General features: G+C 63.9%; 20 protein-coding genes. 7 read left to right on the top strand and 13 right to left on the bottom strand.

Features of this window, described 5'->3' with window-relative positions:
- Positions 1–120: 120 nt before the first annotated feature.
- The 3 genes from ACEQXV_RS16190 to rplO form a co-directional block, all read right to left on the bottom strand.
- On the bottom strand, positions 121–768 hold the full coding sequence (locus ACEQXV_RS16190; protein WP_370270020.1) for an adenylate kinase: 648 nt from the start codon (positions 766–768) through the stop codon (positions 121–123).
- The gene (gene secY / locus ACEQXV_RS16195; RefSeq protein WP_370270022.1) at positions 765–2,138 is read right to left on the bottom strand and encodes a preprotein translocase subunit SecY; all 1,374 of its coding nucleotides are present in this window, start codon (positions 2,136–2,138) and stop codon (positions 765–767) included. The genes ACEQXV_RS16190 and secY overlap by 4 nt, the downstream gene beginning before the upstream one ends.
- A gap of 128 nt (positions 2,139–2,266) precedes the next feature.
- On the bottom strand, positions 2,267–2,740 hold the full coding sequence (rplO, locus tag ACEQXV_RS16200) for a 50S ribosomal protein L15 (RefSeq protein WP_370254204.1): 474 nt from the start codon (positions 2,738–2,740) through the stop codon (positions 2,267–2,269).
- Positions 2,741–3,022: 282 nt separating this feature from the next.
- Here rplO and ACEQXV_RS16205 point away from each other — a divergent pair, with 282 nt between their 5' ends.
- On the top strand, positions 3,023–3,433 hold the full coding sequence (locus tag ACEQXV_RS16205; RefSeq protein ID WP_370250909.1) for a hypothetical protein: 411 nt from the start codon (positions 3,023–3,025) through the stop codon (positions 3,431–3,433).
- A gap of 84 nt (positions 3,434–3,517) precedes the next feature.
- Here the strand turns inward: ACEQXV_RS16205 and ACEQXV_RS16210 are convergent, their stop codons facing one another.
- The 3 genes from ACEQXV_RS16210 to ACEQXV_RS16220 form a co-directional block, all read right to left on the bottom strand.
- Positions 3,518–4,909 (bottom strand): MATE family efflux transporter, encoded by a 1,392-nt coding sequence (locus ACEQXV_RS16210; RefSeq protein WP_370250908.1) that lies wholly within the window; start codon positions 4,907–4,909, stop codon positions 3,518–3,520.
- A 142-nt stretch (positions 4,910–5,051) separates the two neighbouring features.
- Positions 5,052–6,374 (bottom strand): glutamate--tRNA ligase, encoded by a 1,323-nt coding sequence (gene gltX / locus ACEQXV_RS16215; RefSeq protein WP_370270024.1) that lies wholly within the window; start codon positions 6,372–6,374, stop codon positions 5,052–5,054.
- A 71-nt stretch (positions 6,375–6,445) separates the two neighbouring features.
- Complete coding sequence (locus tag ACEQXV_RS16220) at positions 6,446–7,708, bottom strand: SulP family inorganic anion transporter (protein ID WP_370250906.1); 1,263 nt, start codon at positions 7,706–7,708, stop codon at positions 6,446–6,448.
- 104 nt (positions 7,709–7,812) lie between these two features.
- Between ACEQXV_RS16220 and ACEQXV_RS16225 the strand changes: the two genes are divergently transcribed.
- Positions 7,813–8,220 (top strand): metallopeptidase family protein, encoded by a 408-nt coding sequence (locus tag ACEQXV_RS16225; protein WP_370250904.1) that lies wholly within the window; start codon positions 7,813–7,815, stop codon positions 8,218–8,220.
- A gap of 21 nt (positions 8,221–8,241) precedes the next feature.
- Here the strand turns inward: ACEQXV_RS16225 and ACEQXV_RS16230 are convergent, their stop codons facing one another.
- Positions 8,242–8,676: a DUF1801 domain-containing protein gene (locus ACEQXV_RS16230; RefSeq protein ID WP_370250903.1), complete on the bottom strand. Its 435-nt coding sequence runs from the start codon at positions 8,674–8,676 to the stop codon at positions 8,242–8,244.
- 53 nt (positions 8,677–8,729) lie between these two features.
- Positions 8,730–9,110, bottom strand: a complete 381-nt coding sequence (locus ACEQXV_RS16235; RefSeq protein ID WP_370250902.1) for a VOC family protein — start codon at positions 9,108–9,110, stop codon at positions 8,730–8,732.
- Between the two features lie 81 nt (positions 9,111–9,191).
- Here ACEQXV_RS16235 and soxR point away from each other — a divergent pair, with 81 nt between their 5' ends.
- Positions 9,192–9,638 carry a redox-sensitive transcriptional activator SoxR gene (gene soxR, locus ACEQXV_RS16240; protein ID WP_370250901.1) on the top strand — a complete coding sequence of 149 codons (447 nt, stop codon included), beginning with the start codon at positions 9,192–9,194 and terminating at the stop codon, positions 9,636–9,638.
- Here soxR and ACEQXV_RS16245 read toward each other — a convergent pair.
- Together ACEQXV_RS16245 and ACEQXV_RS16250 are read right to left on the bottom strand one after the other, a co-directional pair.
- Positions 9,635–10,186 (bottom strand): 2OG-Fe(II) oxygenase, encoded by a 552-nt coding sequence (locus ACEQXV_RS16245; protein ID WP_370250900.1) that lies wholly within the window; start codon positions 10,184–10,186, stop codon positions 9,635–9,637. The genes soxR and ACEQXV_RS16245 overlap by 4 nt on opposite strands.
- Before the next feature lie 221 nt (positions 10,187–10,407).
- Positions 10,408–12,066 carry an NAD+ synthase gene (locus tag ACEQXV_RS16250; RefSeq protein WP_370270025.1) on the bottom strand — a complete coding sequence of 553 codons (1,659 nt, stop codon included), beginning with the start codon at positions 12,064–12,066 and terminating at the stop codon, positions 10,408–10,410.
- 152 nt (positions 12,067–12,218) lie between these two features.
- Between ACEQXV_RS16250 and ACEQXV_RS16255 the strand changes: the two genes are divergently transcribed.
- Positions 12,219–13,739: an MORN repeat-containing protein gene (locus tag ACEQXV_RS16255; RefSeq protein ID WP_370250898.1), complete on the top strand. Its 1,521-nt coding sequence runs from the start codon at positions 12,219–12,221 to the stop codon at positions 13,737–13,739.
- A gap of 6 nt (positions 13,740–13,745) precedes the next feature.
- Here ACEQXV_RS16255 and ACEQXV_RS16260 read toward each other — a convergent pair whose 3' ends face one another.
- Positions 13,746–15,275 (bottom strand): cryptochrome/photolyase family protein, encoded by a 1,530-nt coding sequence (locus ACEQXV_RS16260; protein WP_370270027.1) that lies wholly within the window; start codon positions 15,273–15,275, stop codon positions 13,746–13,748.
- A complete protein-coding gene (locus ACEQXV_RS16265) occupies positions 15,272–15,940 on the bottom strand; it encodes an SDR family NAD(P)-dependent oxidoreductase (RefSeq protein ID WP_370250896.1) in 669 nt (222 codons plus the stop codon). The genes ACEQXV_RS16260 and ACEQXV_RS16265 overlap by 4 nt, the downstream gene beginning before the upstream one ends.
- Positions 15,941–16,024: 84 nt before the next feature.
- Between ACEQXV_RS16265 and ACEQXV_RS16270 the strand changes: the two genes are divergently transcribed.
- Both ACEQXV_RS16270 and ACEQXV_RS16275 read left to right on the top strand, forming a co-directional pair.
- A complete protein-coding gene (locus tag ACEQXV_RS16270) occupies positions 16,025–16,819 on the top strand; it encodes a glutathione S-transferase family protein (protein ID WP_370270028.1) in 795 nt (264 codons plus the stop codon).
- Between the two features lie 225 nt (positions 16,820–17,044).
- Positions 17,045–18,616: a 2-isopropylmalate synthase gene (locus ACEQXV_RS16275; RefSeq protein ID WP_370270029.1), complete on the top strand. Its 1,572-nt coding sequence runs from the start codon at positions 17,045–17,047 to the stop codon at positions 18,614–18,616.
- 61 nt (positions 18,617–18,677) lie between these two features.
- On the opposite strand, the gene ACEQXV_RS16280 is transcribed toward ACEQXV_RS16275, so the two are convergent.
- Positions 18,678–19,661, bottom strand: a complete 984-nt coding sequence (locus tag ACEQXV_RS16280; RefSeq protein WP_370250893.1) for an acyltransferase family protein — start codon at positions 19,659–19,661, stop codon at positions 18,678–18,680.
- Between the two features lie 291 nt (positions 19,662–19,952).
- On the opposite strand from ACEQXV_RS16280, the gene ACEQXV_RS16285 reads away from it, so the two are divergent.
- Positions 19,953–20,993, top strand: coding sequence for a rod shape-determining protein (locus ACEQXV_RS16285; RefSeq protein ID WP_370250892.1), 1,041 nt, complete (start codon positions 19,953–19,955; stop codon positions 20,991–20,993).
- The last annotated feature ends 20 nt before the right edge of the window (positions 20,994–21,013 follow it).

Here is a 21,013-nt window from a genome sequence, read left to right on the forward strand (position 1 = left end):
TGTCCGCCGCCGGGCCCTTGCTAAACGAGCGAGCGGATACGGGCACGAGTCCCGCTTTTCTCGCGATTCCCATAAGGGAAGCCTGCTGTTAGGCCGATTTCCCCGGGGGGTCAAGGGCGTTCAAGACTTGTCAAGAACTTTCTTGATCGCCCCCGCGACCTCGGCGATTTCGCCCAGCCCGTCCACCACTTCCAGGTTGCCCTTGGCATAGTAGTAGCCGATCAGCGGCGAGGTCTTCTTGTAATACTCCATCAGCCGCTGCTTGAGGCTCTCCTCGTTGTCGTCGGCCCGGCGGTTGAACTCGGTGCCGCCGCAGTTGGAGCATGTGCCGCTCTCGGGGATCGGCTTGGTGATGTCGTTATAGACCTCGCCGCAATCGCCACAGGTCGAGCGCGCGGTGATCCGGGCGACCAGCGCCTCGTCATCCACCCGCATCTCGATCACGGCATCGAGCCCCTGCCCCGTCTTGGCCAGCAGATCGCCCAGGGCGTCCGCCTGCGCCAGCGTGCGCGGGAAGCCGTCGAAGATGAAGCCGTCGGCCTGCACCGTGGTCAGCTGCTCTTCGATCAGCCCGATCACGATCTCATCGGTGACCAGCTCGCCGCGCGCCATCACCTCGGCCACGCGCGTGCCCATCTCGGTGCCCGAGCTCTGCGCCGCCCGCAGCATGTCGCCGGTCGACAGCTGCACCATGTTGCGCTCTTCGACCAGGAGACGCGCCTGCGTGCCCTTGCCCGCGCCCGGGGGTCCGAGAAGAATGAGGTTCATCGACGTGCGGGCCCCTTGCGCTTGGTGCGGCTGGTGCCACCGGACTTGCGTCCGCGCAGCTGCGATTTCTCGATCAGCCCTTCATACTGGTGCGCCAACAGATGCGACTGGACCTGCTGCACCGTATCCATCCCGACCGACACGATGATCAGGATCGAGGTGCCGCCGAAATAGGCCGTGATCGACAGTTGCGTCCGCACGATCTCGGGCAGCAGCACAACCAGCGCCAGGTAGGCCGAGCCCAGGACCAGCACGCGGTTGACCACGTATTCCAGGTATTCGGCGGTTTTCGGACCGGGGCGGATGCCGGGCACGAAGCCGTTCTGGCTCTTGAGGTTGTCGGCCACGTCATCGACCTTGAACGACACGTTGAGCGTGTAGAAATAGGTGAAGAACACGATCATACCTGCGAAGAACAGCAGGTAGAGCGGCTGGCCCGGGCCGAACAGCGCCAGGATCCACTGCATCACCGGACCGGCATTCTGACCCGAGAATGTGCTGATCGTGGTCGGCAGCAGCAGCAGCGACGAGGCGAAGATGGCCGGGATCACGCCCGCGGGGTTCACCTTGATCGGCAGGTGGCTCGACCCGCCGTCATAGACCTTCATCCCCACCTGGCGGCGCGGATACTGGATATGGATCTTGCGCAGGCTGCGTTCCATGAACACCACGAACGTGAGCGTCGCCAGCAACATCGCGATGATGCCCAGGATCACCGGGGTGGAAATCGCGCCGGTGCGGCCGCTTTCAAAGAACTGCGCCAGGGCACCCGGGATCTCGGCAATGATGCCCACGAAGATGATCAGCGAGATACCGTTGCCGATGCCGCGCGCGGGGATCTGCTCACCCCGCCACATCAGGAACATCGTGCCGCCCACCAGGGTCACCACGCAGGCCACGCGGAAGAACCAGCCCGGATCGGTCACGAGGTTGCCCGCTTCCAGGCTGACGGCCAGGCCATAGGCCTGGAAGGTCGCCAGGAACACGGTGCCGTAACGCGTGGACTGGTTGATCTTCTTGCGCCCCTGCTCGCCCTCTTTCTTCAGCTGCTCCAGTGCCGGCACCATGGCCGTCATGAGCTGAACGATGATCGAGGCCGAGATATAGGGCATGATGCCCAGGGCAAAGACGCCCATGCGCCCGATGGCCCCGCCGGTGAACAGGTTGACCACGCCGCCAAGGCCCGCCGCCGCCTGTTCCATGAACTCGCGCAGCGCGCCGCCGTCGATCCCGGGAACGGGGATATAGGTGCCAAGACGATAGATGATCAGAAGGCCGATGGTGAACAGGATGCGCTGGCGCAGCTCGGTAGCTTTACCGAACGTGCTCCAGCTCAGGTTCGCGGCCATTTGCTCTGCAGCAGATGCCATAGGGTCTCTCTCATGCACAGCGCCGCGAAATCGCGTTCGATCTCGCGGCGCGGGAAGAACTTGCCAAAGATGTAAGCGGTAAGGTTACCGCTCACAAGCGTTGATCGGGCTTTCGCCCGGGGGCCGAGTTATTCCGCCGCAGCCGCAGCCGTCACGGTCAGGCTGCCGCCTGCCTTCTCGACGGCCTCGATGGCGGACTTCGATGCGCCGGTAACCGAGATGGTCAGCTTGGCGTTCACGTCACCCTTGGCCAGGACGCGCACACCGTCCAGCTTGCGGCGCACCAGGCCCGATGCGACCAGGGCGTCCTCGGTGATCTCGGCCTTGCCGTCGAGCTTGCCGGCGTCGACGAATTTCTGGATCAGGCCCAGGTTCACAACGGCGTACTGCTTGCGGTTGGGCTTGTTGAAGCCGCGCTTGGGCAGACGCTGGTAGAGCGGCATCTGGCCGCCTTCGTAGCCATTGATGGCCACACCCGAACGGGACTTCTGACCCTTGATACCGCGCCCGGCGGTCTTGCCGGTGCCCGAACCGGGGCCGCGGCCTACGCGCTTGCGCTTGGAGGTTGCGCCGGGATTGTCGCGCAGTTCGTGAAGTTTCATGTCGCTTCTCCTTCGCCGGAACTGGCCCCCGAAGCGATCATGGGGCCAAACACGGCATATTGTGATGTTGAGTCTCGGCCCCGAGGGACCACCGGGGGCGTATAGGCAATGCCGGCCGCTTCTGCAATACCCGTCTGTCGCCCCCAGGGCCGCTCTTGGTTAAGGTTTTCAGGGTTCGGGCCGGACGTGTTACTCTGGCGGCAGGATCGGGCGGCTCGAAGACCCGGCAAACGTGACGGCGGGTAGCAGATCAACGATGTTTCTTTTGTGTGTGGAGTCGCCATGTCCAGCCTTCAATCCCGACCGATTTTATCCCGCCTCTTCTTCGCTCTTGCCCTGCTCCTGATGACTGCAACCCATGCGTCAGCCCAGGCGCGGCTCTATACATGTTCCAGCGAGAACGGCTTCTTCGGCGCGATCTACGCGCCGGGATGGGACTATATCTCGGGCTATGGGTCCCAGACCGATTGCGCAAATGCCTGTTGGGGCTTCAACAACTGTGAAGCCCATTACTGCACGACCATCGGCTATTGCGTCGCGCTGCATGCCGGGGCCAGTTCGTCCTCGGGCGGATCGGGCGGATCGGGCGGCGGGGCCGTCGGCCCAAGCCAGTCCAACCTGCCGTTCGGCGCGGCCTGCGGATTCAACTCGGAATGCCGGTCCGGCGAGTGTTGGCTCGGGTTCTGCCAATAGGCGCAATCCACGTTTCGTCTGCACGGGGGGTGTACGGGGGGTGCACGGGGGGTGTACGCATGGCACCCCCCTGTTTTCGGGGCTTCAGCGGCGGTTGTGAAAGATCTGCATCAGGCGGGCCTGGCGCTGGAACGGGCCGCTTTCCGGCCCCGGTTCCTTGCGCGAAATCACCCGCATCGCCAGCCAGCCCGACCAAAACCCGAACAATACCCCGCCCACGGCCTGACCGATCAGGACGCCCGCCGCGCCATACCAGGCGGCGAAGAGCATGACGAAGGGAATGGTGCCCAGTGTATGGCGGCCCCAGTTGGTCCAGGTGGAGTAATAGGGATGGCCGAGATTGTTGAAACTGGCGTTGGAGACGAAGATCATCCCATTGAAAAACCACGCTAAAGCCAGCGGCCCGCAGAAAAGGTAGAGCAGCTCCCGCGACAGGCCCTCGACCTCGAACAACGCCCCGATCGGCCCGCGCAGCAGGTAGAGCAGCCCGGCCACAACGACCACGACAAGCGCGGTGAACAGCAGCCCGTCGAGATAGGCCCGGCGCACGCGGGCAAAGTTGCGGGCCCCGAAATTCTGCCCGACGATCGGCCCGATCGCGCCCGACAGGGCGAAGATGGTTCCAAAGGCCACGGGCGTCAGCCGCCCGATGATCGCCATGCCCGCCACCGCCTCTTCCCCGAAAGCTGCCATCGCCCGCGTCACGTAAGCCTGCCCCACCGGCGTCGCCATCTGGGTCAGGATCGCGGGCAGGGCCAGGGCAAATATCGGTTTGAAATCAATGATGAATTCGGCAGGGCCAGGGCGGCTGAAGCCGCCGTAGTGGCGCAGGATAGGATGGATTGCGGCCGCGGCAATCGCGACCCGTGCGGCCACGCTGGCCAGGGCGGCTCCGGTCAGTTCCAGGTCGAGGCCGAAGATCAGGATCGGGTCGAGCACGGCATTCACCACCCCCCCGATGATCGTCACCCACATCGCCCGCTGCGCCGCCCCGTGGGCCCGCAGGATCGCGCTTCCGACCATGCCGATCAGCAGCAGGGGCAGGCTCGGGATGATGATCTGAAGATAGCCCACGGCAAGGTCATGGGTTTCCCCGCTGGCCCCCACCAAGCTGACCAGCGCCCCAAGGTTGAACCAGACCAGCGCCGCGAAGACTGCGCCGAAGCCGAAGCCATAGATCATCGCGGTGGTGGAGCGTTTGCGCGCCTCGTCCCGCTCGCCCGCACCAAGGGCGCGCGCCACGAGCGCACCTGCGGCGATCGACATGCCGATCCCGAAAGAGGAGGTGAAAAAGAGGATTGCACCCGCATAGCCCACAGCCGCTGCCAGCTCCGCCTTGCCGAGCATCGAGATGAAGATCATGTCGACGAAATCGACCAGGAAAACGGCCATGAGCCCAAGCGAAGCCGTCAGCGACATTACCGCGATATGACGGAAGGGGGCGCCTTCCAGGAAAACTGCATTCGACTGTGTCATACCCTTCCGTGACACAGGAAACCCGTTTCGCCCATACGCGAATTTTGCACAGACATCTCTCAACCTGTGCGTGTTCAGGCAAAGCAGAACACCCCGGCCAATCGGTCCGGGGTGCGAGGTCTTCCTGGATGGTGGTTGCCTGTCAGAGCGAAGGCTTCTTCTGCAACAGGGCCATCACATCGGCCATTTCGGGGCCACGCTCCAAACCGGTCACGGCCTTGCGCAGCGGCATGAACAGACCCTTGCCCTTGCGGCCGGTCGCCTCTTTCACGGCGTCGGTCCAGCTTTTCCAGGTCTCCAGCGTGTAAGGCGGTTCGGGCAGCATGGCGAAGGCCTGTGCCACGAACTCGCGATCCTCGTCGGCCACCACAGGCGTCGCCCCGTCGCGGAACAGCTGCCACCAGCCGGCAATGTCATGCCGCGTGGTGATGTTGGCACGGGCCACGTTCCAGAATGCCTCGGCCAGATCATCCGGCACGCCGATCCCGGCCACCTGGTCCGCCACGGCAGAGAGGGGCTGGGTATGCAGGAAACGCGCGGTGATCGGATAGAGATCGTCTACGTCGAACTTGGTGGGGGCCGATCCGAAATTGGACAGGTCGAACCCATCGGCCAGCTGGTCCAGCGTCTCGCACAGCTCCACCGGCTGCGAGGAGCCAAGCCGGGCCATGTGGCTGAGCAGCGCCATCGGTTCTACCCCGTTTTCGCGCAGGTCCTTCAACGCCAGGGTGCCAAGCCGCTTGGACAGCGCCTCGCCCTGCGGGCCGGTCAGCAGCGAATGGTGCGCGAAGGAGGGCGCGGAGAAGCCGAGCGCTTCCATGATCTGGATCTGGGTCGCGGTATTGGTCACGTGGTCCGAGCCGCGCACAACATGGGTCACGCCCATATCGGTATCGTCCACCACGGAGGCGAGCGTGTAGAGCACCTGCCCATCCTGGCGGATCAGAACCGGGTCCGAGACCGAGGCCGCGTCGATGGAGAGATCACCGAGAATGCCATCGGTCCACTCGATCCGCTCCTGCTTGAGCTTGAAGCGCCACACGCCCTGCCCGCGTTCGGCCCGCATCGCGGCCTTCTCGTCATCGCCAAGCTTCAGCGCCGCGCGGTCGTATACCGGAGGCTGGCCCATGTTGAGCTGCTTCTTGCGCTTGAGGTCGAGTTCGGTCGGCGTCTCCCACGCCTCGTAGAACCGGGCCTTTTCGCGCAGCTCATCGGCGGCGGCGGCGTAGCGGTCCAGCCGGTCGGACTGCTTCTCGATCCGGTCCCAGGTCAGCCCCAGCCATTCCAGGTCGTGTTGGATCTGATCGGCATATTCCTGCTTCGACCGCTCCGGGTCGGTGTCGTCGAGGCGCAGGATGAAGGCGCCCCCGGCCTTTTTCGCAATCAGGAAGTTGAACAGCGCAGTGCGCAGGTTCCCGACATGCAGGTATCCGGTGGGGGACGGGGCGAAACGGGTGACGGTCATGGATCTCGGACTCCTTCGGATCGGCCCGATCCTGTTTCACAAGCGCGTGCGAATGTCCATAAGCGGATGGGTCAGCGCTCGGGCGGGGACCAGTTGGCAGGGGGCACGTTGCGGCGTCGCAGCCGCAGCGCAAGCCCGACGGCCACGCCCACCCCGATCGCGATGGTCAGATCCGTCAGAACCGTCAGAACCAGCGTCAGAAGCAGCAGCACCACGTCTTGACGCGGCTGGCCGAGATAGGCCTTCCAATGCTGCGGCTCGCTCATGTTCCAGGCGGTCAGCAGCAGGAGCCCGGCCAGGGCCGGCATGGCGAGATAACCCGCCAGCGGGGCCGCCAGCATCATGACCACCAGGATCGTCAGCGCATGGACCAACCCGGCCACCGGGGTCTTGCCCCCGGCGCGCACGTTTGTTGCTGTGCGCGCGATGGCCCCGGTCGCAGGCAAGCCCCCGAAAAGGGCCGAGCCGATATTGGCCGCCCCCTGCGCCAGAACCTCGGCATTCGATCGGTGGCGGCTTCCGATCATCCGGTCGGCGACCATGGCGGACAACAGCGACTCTACCCCTGCGAGGAAGGCGATGACGAAGGCCGAGGGCAAAAGCTCGACCAGCCGTGCATAGGTGATCTCGGGCAGATGCGGCATCGGCAGGCTCGCGGACAGCGCCCCGAAGCGCGACCCGATCGTGTCAACGGGCAGATCGAAGAGCGCCACCAGCCCGGAGGTCGCCGCCACGGCCACGATCAGGCCCGGAAAGCGCGGGAAGAGCCGCCGGAGAAGAACGATCAGCAGCATCGTGGCAATCGCGATAGCGAAGGCCGCCGGGGTGAAACTGTCCCTCACCGACCAGAGAGCTTCCACCTTGCCGATAAACTCGGCGGGCAGGCGATCCGGGGTCAGGCCAAGGGCGTCCTTCAACTGGCTGGTGCCGATGATGACGGCAATCCCGATGGTGAAGCCGTTGATCACCGGCTCGGGGATGTAGGAAATCAGGCTGCCCGCCCGCAGAAGGCCCGCGACAACCAGCATCATGCCCGCCATGAGCGTGGCCAGCACCAGCCCGTCATAGCCATGTGCGGCGATCACCCCGAAGACAACCACGATGAAGGCCCCGGTCGGCCCGCCGATCTGCACCCGGCTGCCGCCCAGAAGGGAGATCAGGAAGCCGCCGACGATCGCCGTGATCAGCCCGGTGGCGGGATCCGCGCCCGAGGCAATGGCAATGGCCAGACTCAGGGGGATTGCGACCATGGCCACCGTGAGCCCTGCCAGCATGTCAGCCAGGAACAGCGCCGGGGTGTAGGTCTTGAGGGTGGTCAGCAGCTTGGGCGTCATGGCGCAAGTATTCAGCGCAGAGGCTTTCCGGCAAGGGGAAACAAGCAAATGAAATTGCCGGACTTGCGCTTCCCTTTTGTGCGTGCGGGGTCCATCTAGGACAGATGACTGACTGGGCGCTTCTTTCTCCTCCCGATCTTGCCACTATCGAGCGGCTGGCCGAGCAGGCCCTCCTGACGCTGCCCGAACCCTACCGGCGGGCTGCCATGCAGGTGGCATTGCGGATCGAGGATTTCGCCAGCGACGAGATGCTCAGCGAGTTGGAGCTCGAAAACCCGTTCGAGCTGACCGGGCTCTACGAGGGCATACCCCTGACGGAAAAGTCGGTGATGGATCAGCCGATGGGGCCGGATGTGATCTGGCTCTTTCGGCGCGCGATCCTGGAGGAATGGGCCGACCGGGGCGACATTCCCCTCGGGCATCTCGTGGGCCATGTCCTCGTGCATGAACTGGCGCACCATTTCGGCTGGTCCGATGACGACATCGCCGAAATTGACCCCTGGTGGGAATGAGCCAGCATTTGACGGCGGGCGTCAGCCAGGCGTGACGGGCCAGCGCCGCCCAAGATCCTCCAGCCCGGCACGGATGAGTTCCTCCAGCACGACGGGGTCGATATCGGCCAGCTTATTCACGTAAAGACACGACTTGCCAGTGTGGTGCTTTCCGAGCCGCGACAGGATCGGTCCGATATCCGCGTAGCCCGGCAGGATGTAAATTGACAGATTGGCCTTGCGGGGGCTGAAGCCCGTGGCCAGGAAGTCACCCTCGCGTCCGCTGTCATACCGATAATGATACTGCCCGTAGCCGATCATCGTCGGCCCCCACATCCGCGGCAGGAATCCTGTCACGCGGCGGAACAGGCGGTCGAGCGCTTCCGCATCGGCGCGGCGGGTTGGATGATCGATCGACGCGATGAAGCCGGCCGGATCGATCGCCGTGACGCGGGTCTTGTTCTGGGCCTTGGTCATGGGCGGGCCTCCTGCCACGGGAGAGTAACAGCAGATGACCCGCCAGCGAAGGGTCAGGCGTAGCTGACCACCTCGATCTCGATATTGTCGGGGCCGTCAAAATAGAATCGGCGTCCGGGTTCGTAGTCACCATGATTGTGCGGACTGTAGCCTGCGGCCTTGACCTTCGCTTCGACCGCGTCGAGATCGTCGACGACCACGCCGATATGGTTGAGCCCTCCCGGCGTTCGGTAGCGGTCGGGGGCTTTCATCTGTCCGCCCTGGCTGTAGGCCACGACATAGCTGTCGTCATTGCCCACATGGATAGACAGGCCGCCCCCCTTGCCCTCGCCCTGCCAGCGGATGCGCCAGCCAAAGAGATCGACCAGCAGATCGGCCATCTGGCGCGGGTCACTTACGGTTACGTTCACATGTTCCAGGAAAGCGGCAGTCATCTCGGGTCTCCTTTCGGGTTGATTCGCTCACTGTCCACGTGGTGTAATTCCTCAAGTTAACTTTAGCTCAAGGATTTTCTGATGCGCCGTGCCAGCGACATGCTGCCCATTGGTCGAATTGCCGAACGCACCGGCATGGCCGTATCCGCCATCCGCTATTACGAAAGCGAAGGGCTGGTCCGCCCGATCCGCACGGCCGCTGGCCAGCGCCAGTTCCGCAGATCGGATATCCGGCGGTTGAGCTTCGTGAAGATCGCGCAGGAACTTGGGTTCTCGCTGTCCGAGATCCGCGAGGAAATGGCCAAACTGCCCGAGGGGCGCACACCGACCAAGGCCGACTGGGAACGGATCAGCCGCCGCTTCCGCGCGGTGCTGGACGAGCGGATCGACCGGCTGCAACGCACGCGCGACAAGCTTGACGGCTGCATCGGCTGCGGCTGCCTGAGCCTGAAGAGCTGCGCGCTCTACAATCCCGATGACGAGAAGGGCGCGCGCGGGGCCGGACCGCGCAACATCATCGACGCCTAGCGGAAAGCAGGACCGTGGCACCAGATGGTGAGCGAGCGGCGCTCGCCCTCGGTCACCGGGGTCACCCGGTGCAGCACGAAAGAGGGAAAGAGCGTGGCCGTGCCTTGCGCGCAATCGGCGACAATCGTGCCCGCGCCCGGCATGAGTTCCAGCTTGCCGCCGGTATAGGCAGAGGGCTCGGACAGCTGAACCACCATGGTCAGCTTGCGCCTGGAGGCCAGTCGCCCGTCGCCGATATCCGAATGCCAGTCGAAATGGCCTTCGCGGTCCGCCCCGTAGCGGGCGACCTGCGCAGATTCGGAGAAATCCGTGAGGTCGTAGCCATACACCTGCCGGTTGGCGTCCCGCACGAGGGCAATGATCTTGTCCATCACCCAATCGGCCTCGGCCACATCATCAAGCCACACGAGATCGGCCCGGCGCAGGTTGTGGTCGGTGGCGTTGCGCACAAGCCCCGCATCCTGGGCGGGCGCGGCTTCGGTCATGGCGGTGATGCGGGCGCAGTCCTCGGGAGAGAACGCGGCAGGGATGGTATGGACGTGGATCATCGGTCGGTGACATCGCGAGAAAAGGTGAAACGTGCGCCTGCCACGGCCCGGCAACTGCGTCTGGCCTGAATGCGACCGCGGGGACGGATTGCGACGGGTTTTTCGCCGCGCCTTGCGCGTCGACCGGGGCGCGATCCGGCGCGGATCGCGGGCGTTGTCCGTGCCGGAAAACGGCTGATCATGAGCAACTTCGTTCTGGCCAATGCCGGAGGGTGGCGGGATCAGCTCGGGTCGCGCCAGCGGTTCACGATCGGGTATCGACGGTCGAGCCAGAAGGCGCGCTCGGTCAGTCGGGCACCGGGGGCGGACTGGAAGCGCTTGTATTCCGAGATGTAGATGAGGCTTTCGACCTTCTTCACCGTTTCGCGCTCATAGCCCATGGCGACCACGTCGGCGACCGAGGCTTCCTTGTCGATCAGCATCTCGAGGATCACGTCCAGCACCTCGTAGGGGGGCAGGCTGTCCTCGTCCTTCTGGTTCTCGCGCAGCTCGGCGGTTGGCGGCTTGTCGATCACGCGGGGCGGGATGACCTCGCCCTCGGGGCCCTTCATCCACGGGCGGTGATTGGCGTTTCGCCAACGGCAGGTCTCGAATACGCGGGTCTTGGAGAGATCCTTGATCGGGTTGTAGCCGCCCGCCATGTCCCCGTAGATCGTGGCGTAGCCCACGGCGACCTCGGACTTGTTGCCCGTGGTCAGCAGCATTTCCCCGAACTTGTTCGACAGCGCCATCAGGATCACGCCGCGCAGGCGGCTTTGGATGTTTTCCTCGGCGATGCCCGGCTGCGTTCCCTCGAAGAGCGCGGCCAGGGCTTCGGTCACGCCCGCGCGCGGGACGCTGATCGGAACCGTGTCGAGCCGTGTGCCCAGGTTGCGCGCAACCGCTTCGGCGTCTTCCAGCGAAGTGGTCGAGGTATACTCGGACGGCAGCATCACGCAACGCACGTTCTCGGGCCCGAGCGCATCGGCGGCGATGGCCGCGACGATGGCGGAATCAACCCCGCCCGAGAGGCCGAGCACCACCTTGCCGAACCCGGTCTTGCCCAGGTAATCGCGCACCGATTCCACCATGCAGCGATAATCGGCCTCCCACGCGTCGGGCAGGTGGGCCTTCTCGCCCTCGACCGCGCGCCATCCATCGGCCGTCCGGGTGAAATCGACATGGGTGAGAACCTCGTCGAAGAACGGCATCTGCACCGCAAGCGCGCCGCCGGGGTTCAGCACGAAGCTCGCCCCGTCGAAAATCTGGTCATCCTGTGCGCCGGTAAGGTTCAGGTAGGCCAGCGGCAGACCGGTTTCGATCACGCGTGATACCGTCACCGCCTGGCGGATGTTCATCTTGCCCCGGTGATAGGGCGACCCGTTGGGTGAAATCAGGATCTCGGCCCCGGTCTCGGCCAGGGTCTCGCAGACATCCTCGAACCAGCAGTCCTCGCAGATCGGGAAGCCAATCCGCACCGGACCCAGTTGGACCGGGCCCTGCATTTCGCCCGCGTGGTAATAGCGCTTCTCGTCGAAGACGTTGTAATTGGGCAGGTGATGCTTGAGCACCTGCGTCTTCACCTTGCCGCCTTCGAGGATGAAATAGGCATTGAAGGGCTTGTCGGGGCCGGGCCAGGGGCCGCCAATGCCGATCGCGGGGCCATCAGCGCAGTCACGGGCGAGATCGGCCAATGTCTTTTGAACATCCGCAGCGAAGGCAGGTTTGCGCACGAGGTCCTGCAACTGGTAGCCGGTGATGAACATCTCGGGGAATACGACGAGGTCCGCGCCTGCGGATTTCGCCTCGGCCCAGGCCGCGCGCGCCTTGTCTGCATTGGCCGAAAGCGCGCCGACGGTGGCATTGAGCTGTGCGAGCGTAACTCGGAAAGTGTCGGACATGGGGACTCGTCTTCCTTGCATTCGGAGACGCCTTTTAGCAGATCACCGCCCGCCGCCAAGTCACCCGGGGGAAAAGACATTGCGAGGTTAACGACCCTCCACTAGGTTTGCATGGGTGACGGAGAAGGAAAACCTCGGAAAGGGGCGATCAGGTGGGCCAGGCAGGACGGAACTTCCTGTGCAGGATCTGCGCGGCAGGCGGCATTGCCATTCTGCTGACGGGCGCGGCATGGGCACAGGGCGAAGGCGAGATCGAGATCCACCAGTATGAAGGTGGCGGTATCTACGAAGGCACTTTCCGCAACGGGGTGCAGCACGGCACCGGCACCTACCGGCTGCCGAATGGCTACGAGTATACCGGCGAATGGGTGGATGGCGAAATCCGCGGCCAGGGCCGCGCGGTCTTCCCTGACGGGTCCGTCTACGAGGGGGCCTTCGCCGAAGGCCGGCCGCAAGGTCTGGGGACCATCACTTTCGCAGATGGATCGACCTACGAAGGCGAATGGTCCGAAGGCCGGATCAACGGGCAGGGCGTGGCGCTATACGCGAACGGCGTGCGCTACGAAGGCGGCTTCCGCAACGCGCTGCACCATGGCACCGGCACGATGGACAGCCCCAATGGCTACCGCTACGAGGGCCAGTGGGTGAACGGGCTGAAACAGGGCCAGGGACGCATCACCTACCCCGATGGCGCGCTCTACGAAGGCCAGTTCGAGAACGGGCAGCGCCAGGGCCAGGGGCGTCTGGAGATGCCCGATGGCGTCGTCTACGAAGGCCAGTGGCAAGGCGGCCAGATCAACGGAACGGGCGTGCTGACCCAACCCAATGGCGATGTCTACGAAGGACAGCTGGTCAACGGCCAGCGCCAGGGCCAGGGCGTCGTGCGCTATGCCAATGGCGACCGTTACGAAGGCGCCTTTGCCAATGATCGCCGTCATGGGCAGGGCGAATTCCGGGGCGCAGACGGGTATCTCTATACCGGCCAGTGGATCGACGGGCGGATCGAAGGCCAGGGCACCGTGACTTATCCCGATGGTTCGGTCTACGAAGGCGCGTTCCGCAATGACCTGGCGCACGGGCGCGGGCTGATCACCTATGCCGATGGCTCCACCTATGACGGCGAATGGGTCGAGGGCGTGATCCAGGGCTTCGGCGTAGCGCGCTATGCCAACGGGCTTGTCTACGAGGGCCAGTTCATGAATGCCCGCCAGCATGGCCAGGGTGTCATGACCTACACCGATGGCTACCGATACGAGGGCGCATGGCAGGACGGGCTGCGCCACGGGCAAGGGATTGCCTCCTATGCCGACGGCACCGTCTACGAAGGCAGCTTCGTCGCCGGACAGCGCGAGGGCATGGGCACTCTGACGATGCCTGACGGCTTTACCTATACCGGCCAGTGGCAGGGCGGCGAGATCAATGGCGAGGGCCGGGCGACCTATGCCAACGGCGATGTCTATCAGGGCAACTTCGTCAACGGCACCCGCCAGGGCCCCGGCATGATGACCTATGCAGCAACCGAGGATCGCGAGGCCCGCGTTGTTCAGGGCATCTGGGAAGAAGGCCGCCTGGTGACGGACGGCGAAGAGGCCGAAACCCCCGCAGAAGCAACGGGCGACACGCCCGCCCCGCCTGCGGAAGCCACCGGCGACGCCGAGGCAGCTTCCGAATAATCCCTGCTAAACCACCTCGCCCGCATCGAGACGGGCGAGCAGTCGCTCGGCATCGGCCAGCACCTCCGCGCGGTGATCTTCATCCATGCGATCCCAGGTGCGGTAGATCTGCCCCATCCGCGGGTTCTGGGCAAAACGTGTCCGGTGGCGCAGCAGGAAGTGCCAGTAAAGCAGGTTGAAGGGGCAGGCATCGGGCCCGCGCTTGACCTTCACGCCATAGGTGCAGCTTTGGCAGTAGTCCGACATCTTCGCGATGTAATTGCCCGAAGACACGTAGGGTTTCGATCCCACGACACCGCCATCGGCAAACTGGCTCATCCCGACCGTGTTGGGGGCCTCGACCCATTCGTAGGCATCCGCGTAAACGGCCAGATACCATTCATGCACCTCGCGCGGATCGACGCCCGCCAGAAGGGCGAAATTGCCGGTCACCATCAGCCTCTGGATATGGTGGGCATAGGATTCGCGGCGCGTCACCCCGACTGCCTCTTTCAGGCAGCGCATGTCCGTGTCGCCACCCCAGTAAAGAGCGGGCAGCCTGCGTCGATGCCCAAGCGCGTTGCGGCCCGCATAGCCCGGCCCTTCGCGGAAATAGACCCCTCGCACGAATTCGCGCCAGCCGATGATCTGCCTGATGAAGCCTTCAACCGCGTTCAGCGGCGCCTGCCCTGCCCTGTAGGCCGCCTCTGCCCGGCGGCAGACGGTGAGCGGGTCAAGAAGCCCTGAATTGATGTAGACCGACAGCACCGAGTGAAAGAGGAAGTCCTGCCCCCTGACCATCGCATCCTGGTAGTCACCGAAACGCGGCAGGGCGTGGGCGATGAAATGGTCGAGCGCGGCCTCTGCCTGACTTGGTTCGGTTGCAAACCAGAAGGGGTAGAGATCCCCGAAATGCGCTCCGAACCGGGTCTCCACCAGTTCCAGCACTTCATCCGTCACCGGATCAGGTTCGAACCGGGGCGGCACAGGACCCGCCAGCCCCTTGGGCGGGCCTTTGCGATTGTCATGATCGAAGTTCCACTGGCCGCCCTCGGGCTGATCCCCGTCCATCAGGAGCGCCGTCTTGCGGCGCATTTCGCGGTAGAAGAATTCCATCCGCAGGGACTTGCGGCCCTCGGCCCATGTGTCGAACTCCGCGTGTGAACATAGGAAGCGATCATCCTCCAACAGCTGCAGCTCCAGAGGATGCGCGTTCAGCGCTTCGATCAAACGCCACTCTCCGGGTTCGGTTGCCAACATCTGTGACGCACCGAATTCCTCCGCCCGGCGCAGCAACTCTCCGCCTATGGACCCGGCATTCTCGGGGTCATCCAGCCGCGAGTAGGCAACGCGCCACCCCTCAGCCTTCAGGCGCAATGCAAACTTGCGCATAGCGGCAAAGAGGAACACGATCTTCTTGGGGTGATGCGGGACATAGTGGGTTTCCGCGGCGACCTCGGCCATGACCACCACGTCGCGCGTCTTGTCGGCGGCCTTCAGCGCAGCAACCGACGACGTCAGCTGATCTCCCAGAACCAGAACGAGGCGCGGGGTCACCACGGCACCGCCTTGCCGGCCCAATCGAAGAACTGGCCCGTATCGGTCGTGGACAGCCCGTCGATGACGCCGAGCAGGTTTTCCGCTGCCACTTGCGGGGAAACCGCCCCGTGACGCGCGAGGTATGGCCCGGTCAGGCTGGTCTGCACGGTGCCGGGGTGCAGCGAGACAAGGATCGCCTGCTTGCGCAGGCGACCGTATTCGATGGCAGATGTCCGCACGACCTGGTTCACCGCCGCCTTGGCCGCGCGGTAGCTGATCCAGCCGCCAAGGCGGTTGTCCCCGATGGAACCAACCCGCGCCGACAGCACGGCCAGAACGCAACGCCGATCGCGCGGCACCAGTGGCACGGCATGTTTCAGCACCAGGGCCGGGCCTATGGCGTTCAGCGCGAACTGATTGGCCATTGCCCTTGGGTCCAGCGCGCGCAGGGTCTTCTCGGGCTCTGCCCCGTTTATCTGAAGCGCCCCGGTTGCCACGATGATGCGGTCGAACGTGCCCAGTTGCGCCCCCAAGAGGTTTGCAATGCTGGCCTCGTCCGTCAGGTCGAGCCCGGTCCCGCTGCGTGACAGGCCAACGACCTCGCCACGCGACGCCAGCACTTCGCAAAGGGCTGCGCCGATACCACCCGAGGCACCGATGATAAGAGAGCGTTCCTGCGTCATAGGGTGGGAGCTAATACGCCCCCCGCACTGGTCAAATGCTCGAAAGCGGCCCAAGTTAAGCGAAAGCCAACAGGACCGCATTCCATGACCAAACCCATTATCTATCACATCCCCGTTTGCCCCTTTTCGCAACGTATCGAGATCTTGCTGGAGTTGAAGGGCCTTCGCGACAGCGTGGAATTCCGCGTCGTCGATATCACCAAACCGCGTGACCCCGCGCTTCTGGCCAAGACCCGGGGCACAACAGCCTTGCCGGTTCTGGAAACCGAGGACGGGCGGATCCTGAAAGAAAGCCTCGTCATCATGCGCTATGTCGAGGAACGGTTTGCAGCCACCCCTGTGGCGCGGACCGACCCCTTCGAGCGCGCGACAGAGCGCATGATGATCACCCGCGAAGGGCCTTTCACCATGACCGGCTACATGATGGTGATGAACCGCGACCGGGCGAAGACCGAGGATTTCCGGGCCAAGATGCTGGATCACTACGCGTGGCTGTCGGATTTTCTCGACCATCACAATCCCGGCGGGCTGTGGCTGTTCGAGGATTTCGGGCTGGCCGAACTGGTCTTCACCCCGATGATGATGCGCTTCTGGTTTCTTGAGTATTACGAAGGCTTCGAAATCCCCGATGAGCCCCGCTTCGCCCGCGTTCGCCGCTGGCGAGAGGCCAGCCTCGCCCACCCCGCCGCGCAGCAGGTGTGCTACGACGAGATCGTGAAACTCTACTACGACTACGCCATCGGGGCCGGAAACGGCGCGCTGCCCGAGGGTCGGCAGGTGTCGAGCTTTGCCTTCACACCCGACTGGCCGGACCGCCCGATGCCCCCCAAGGACAAATACGACCGCATCGCGTCGGATGCGGAACTGGGGCTGACATAGGCAAAAAGGGGGTTTCCATCCCGTTTCCCGCACGTAATATGCGCCCCATGACGACGCACACGCATACCCGGACCATGACCGCCCCCTCGGGCGGGCTGATCCCGTGCGCTCTTCTTCTTCTCCTTAGCCGCCTCTGAGCGTGCCTGTCGGCGCGACCGCTCAGGGGGGAACCAGCGCCGAAGACCACAGCACCACAACTCAGGCTAAGACCAAGGATTGCATCCCATGACCATCGACAAAGATCGCGTTCTGATCTTCGACACCACCTTGCGCGACGGCGAGCAGAGCCCCGGCGCCACCATGAGCCACGACGAGAAGCTGGAGATCGCGGCCCTTCTGGACGAGATGGGCGTCGACATCATCGAAGCAGGCTTTCCCATTGCGTCGGAAGGTGATTTCGCCGCCGTGTCCGAGATTGCCAAACTGGCGAAGAACGCCACGATCTGTGGCCTTGCGCGGGCGAATTACAAGGATATCGACCGCTGCTTTGAGGCCGTGAAACATGCCGTTTCCCCGCGCATCCATACCTTTATCGGCACCTCGCCGCAGCACCGCGCCATTCCGAACCTGACCATGGACGAAATGGCCGAGCGCATTCATGACACGGTGACCCACGCCCGTAACCTGTGTGACAACGTGCAGTGGTCGCCGATGGATGCAACCCGGACGGAATGGGACTACCTGCGCCGCGTGGTTGAAATCGCGATCAAGGCGGGTGCCACCACGATCAACATCCCCGACACCGTGGGCTACACCGCGCCCGCGGAATCGGCCGACCTGATCCGCCGCTTGATTGCCGAGGTTCCGGGTGCCGACGAGGTGATCTTCGCCACCCATTGCCACAATGACCTTGGCATGGCGACCGCGAACGCGCTGGCCGCTGTCGCGGGCGGCGCACGACAGATCGAATGCACGATCAACGGTCTTGGAGAACGCGCGGGCAACACCGCGCTGGAAGAGGTCGTGATGGCGCTGAAGGTGCGCAACGACATCATGCCGTGGCACACCAATATCGACACCCGCCAGATCATGCACCTCTCTCGTCGGGTCTCGACCGTGTCGGGTTTCGCCGTCCAACCCAACAAGGCCATCGTCGGCAAGAACGCTTTCGCCCATGAAAGCGGTATCCACCAGGACGGCATGCTGAAGAGCGCCGATACGTTCGAGATCATGCGGCCCGAGGATGTGGGCCTTGCGGGCACCTCGCTGCCCCTGGGCAAGCATTCAGGTCGCGCGGCGCTGCGCGCCAAGCTCAAGGACCTGGGCTTCGACATGGTCGACAACCAGCTCAACGATCTCTTCGTGCGCTTCAAGGCACTGGCCGACCGCAAGAAGGAGGTCTTCGACGACGATCTGATCGCGCTGGTCACCGATGCCGCCGCTGCGGGCACCGAGGACCACCTGGAGCTGAAGTTCCTGCGCGTGATCTGCGGCACCGAGGCGCCCCAGTCCGCCGACATCACGCTGCGCGTGGGTGACAAGGACAAGCAGGCCACGGCGCAGGGCGACGGGCCCGTCGATGCGGCGTTCAACGCGGTCAAGGCGCTTTATCCCAACGAGGCCGTCCTGCAACTCTACCAGGTGCACGCGGTAACCGAGGGCATGGATGCCCAGGCCACCGTGACCGTGCGCGTCGAAGAAGATGGCCGCATCGCGACGGGTCAGTCGGCCGATACCGATACGGTCGTTGCCAGCGTGAAAGCCTATGTCAACGCGCTCAACCGCCTGATCGTGCGGCGCGAGAAGCTTGGATCGGGCGGCGATACGCGGGAAGTGTCCTACAAGGACGTGTCCTGAGCAGCCCTGACAGATCAACGGATTGGACCCGGCGGCGCGTCTTGCGGCGCCGGTTTCTTTTTCAGGGAAGGATCGGCAGGCGACGCGCCACCCATAACCACGCAGGCGCAAGCAGCAGCGTTACAGCGAGCGTCATGACCGTCAGCGCCAGCGGCCCTGCCCCGGTCAGTTCCCGCAAGGGCAACAGGTAAAGCGGGTGACTTAGGTAGACGACCATCGACAGCTTGCGCGGATCAAACCCTGGCAGCACCAACGGCAGATCGCGTACGGCAATGAACAGGACAGGCGTCAGCACAAAGGCAGAAACCGTCAGGTCAAAAAAACCATTGGGGTCGAACAGTCTGAATTCCAGAAAGCATTCCCCCCCGAGAAACAGGAAGCCCGCCGCAAGGACGGCCAGCCTGACCAGTGCGGGCTGGCCTACCAAGGGCTCTCGCCGCCGGATCAGCAGGCCGAGCGCCAGATAGGGAAAGCCGTAGAACAGGAAATTCCGGGTCAGAACCAGCAGGTCGTAAGGGCTGTCGAAGGCATTGAGGTCGAGCAACAGGTTTTCCGCGTATTGCAGGGCAGAGCCGACGAGGAAGAGCGCAAACGCAGCCCAGAACAAGACCCCGTCCCGCAGATTGCGCATCACGTAAAGCAGTGCCATGCCACCCAACAGGGCGGGCAGATACCACAGGTGAAAGAAGCCAAAGAACAGCGTCAGAGCGATCCGGTAGGGTGTGACGGCCTGGTAGAATAGCAGGAAAGGCAGATAAATCAGCGTCCAGGCCAGGTAGATATGTCCCACCCGCCACAACCAGGGCGCAAGGCCCGCCCGCATCTGGCGTTCGAAGAAATAGCCGGTGGTCAGCAGGAAGAAGGGCACGATGATCCGTGCCAGGCCATTGTTGAAAAAGAAATGTGCCCAGTCTCCGACTGCCTGGAACGTGGCGCAATGGGCAAGCACAACGCACAAGGCCAGCACCAACCTTGCCAGGTCGATGCCGCCATAGCGGGCCCCGGTCGAAGCGGCCGCATTCCCATGCGTCCCTAAACTCGCCACTCCACAGACCCTGATACTGTTACAAAAACGCTCACCTTCGTTCCTCTAGCGCGATCCAGTGTGCAAACTAAACCTTTTTCGCCATGACGACTGACTATTGCCCGGTCGCGAACCCCGCTTCCGCAATCGACAACTGGCGAAAATGCGCTGATTTCTTCGCCGCCAAGGCTTTACCTAAGACCCTGCCACTGACTATATGCGATGCGTTCAGCGCGGCTGACGGGCCCTGAGTCCCTGCCCCGCGAACGCGACAATGGACACGAAACGCACCAGAGCAGGATTCACCCCGAAATGGCCGGACTTTTTGGCAGCCTTTTTTCAGCGGACATGGCCATCGACCTGGGCACCGCGAACACGCTGGTCTACGTCAAGGGCAAGGGCGTGATCCTCAACGAACCCTCGGTGGTGGCCTACCAGGTCAAGGACGGGGTCAAGAAGGCTCTGGCCTTTGGCGAGGACGCCAAGCTGATGCTTGGCCGGACACCGGGCAGCATCCAGGCCATCCGGCCGATGCGCGAAGGGGTGATCGCCGACTTCGACGTGGCCGAAGAGATGATCAAGCACTTCATCCGCAAGGTCCACAAGCGCACTACGTTCACCAAGCCCAAGATCATCGTCTGCGTGCCCCATGGCGCGACCCCGGTGGAAAAGCGGGCCATTCGCCAGTCGGTTCTGTCGGCAGGGGCCCGCAAGGCGGGGCTGATCGCAGAACCCATTGCCGCAGCCATCGGGGCAGGCATGCCCATCACCGACCCGACCGGGTCGATGGTCGTGGATATCGGCGGCGGGACGACCGAAGTGGCGGTTCTGTCGCTGGCCGACATTGTCTATGCCCGCTCGGTCCGCGTCGGGGGTGACCGCATGGACGAAGCAATCATCAGCTACCTGCGCCGCCAGCAGAACCTTCTGATCGGGGAAGCCACGGCAGAGCGCATCAAGACGTCGATCGGCACTGCGCGCATGCCCGATGACGGACGCGGCGCGTCGATGCAGATCCGGGGGCGCGACCTGTTGAACGGCGTTCCCAAGGAAACCGAGATCAGCCAGGCCCAGGTGGCCGAGGCACTGGCCGAACCCGTGCAGCAGATCTGCGAGGCGGTCATGGGCGCGCTGGAAGCGACCCCGCCCGACCTGGCGGCGGATATCGTCGATCGTGGCGTAATGCTGACCGGGGGCGGCGCGCTTCTGGGTGAACTTGACCTGGCGCTGCGCGAACAGACCGGGCTGGCGATTTCTGTCGCCGATGAAAGCCTCAACTGCGTGGCGCTCGGCACCGGCAAGGCGCTCGAATACGAAAACCTCCTGCGTCACGCAATCGACTACGAAAGCTGACCGGCCGCCCTCGCGCGGCC

The organism is Nioella sp., assembly GCF_964229645.1.
Taxonomy (GTDB): Bacteria; Pseudomonadota; Alphaproteobacteria; order Rhodobacterales; family Rhodobacteraceae; genus Nioella.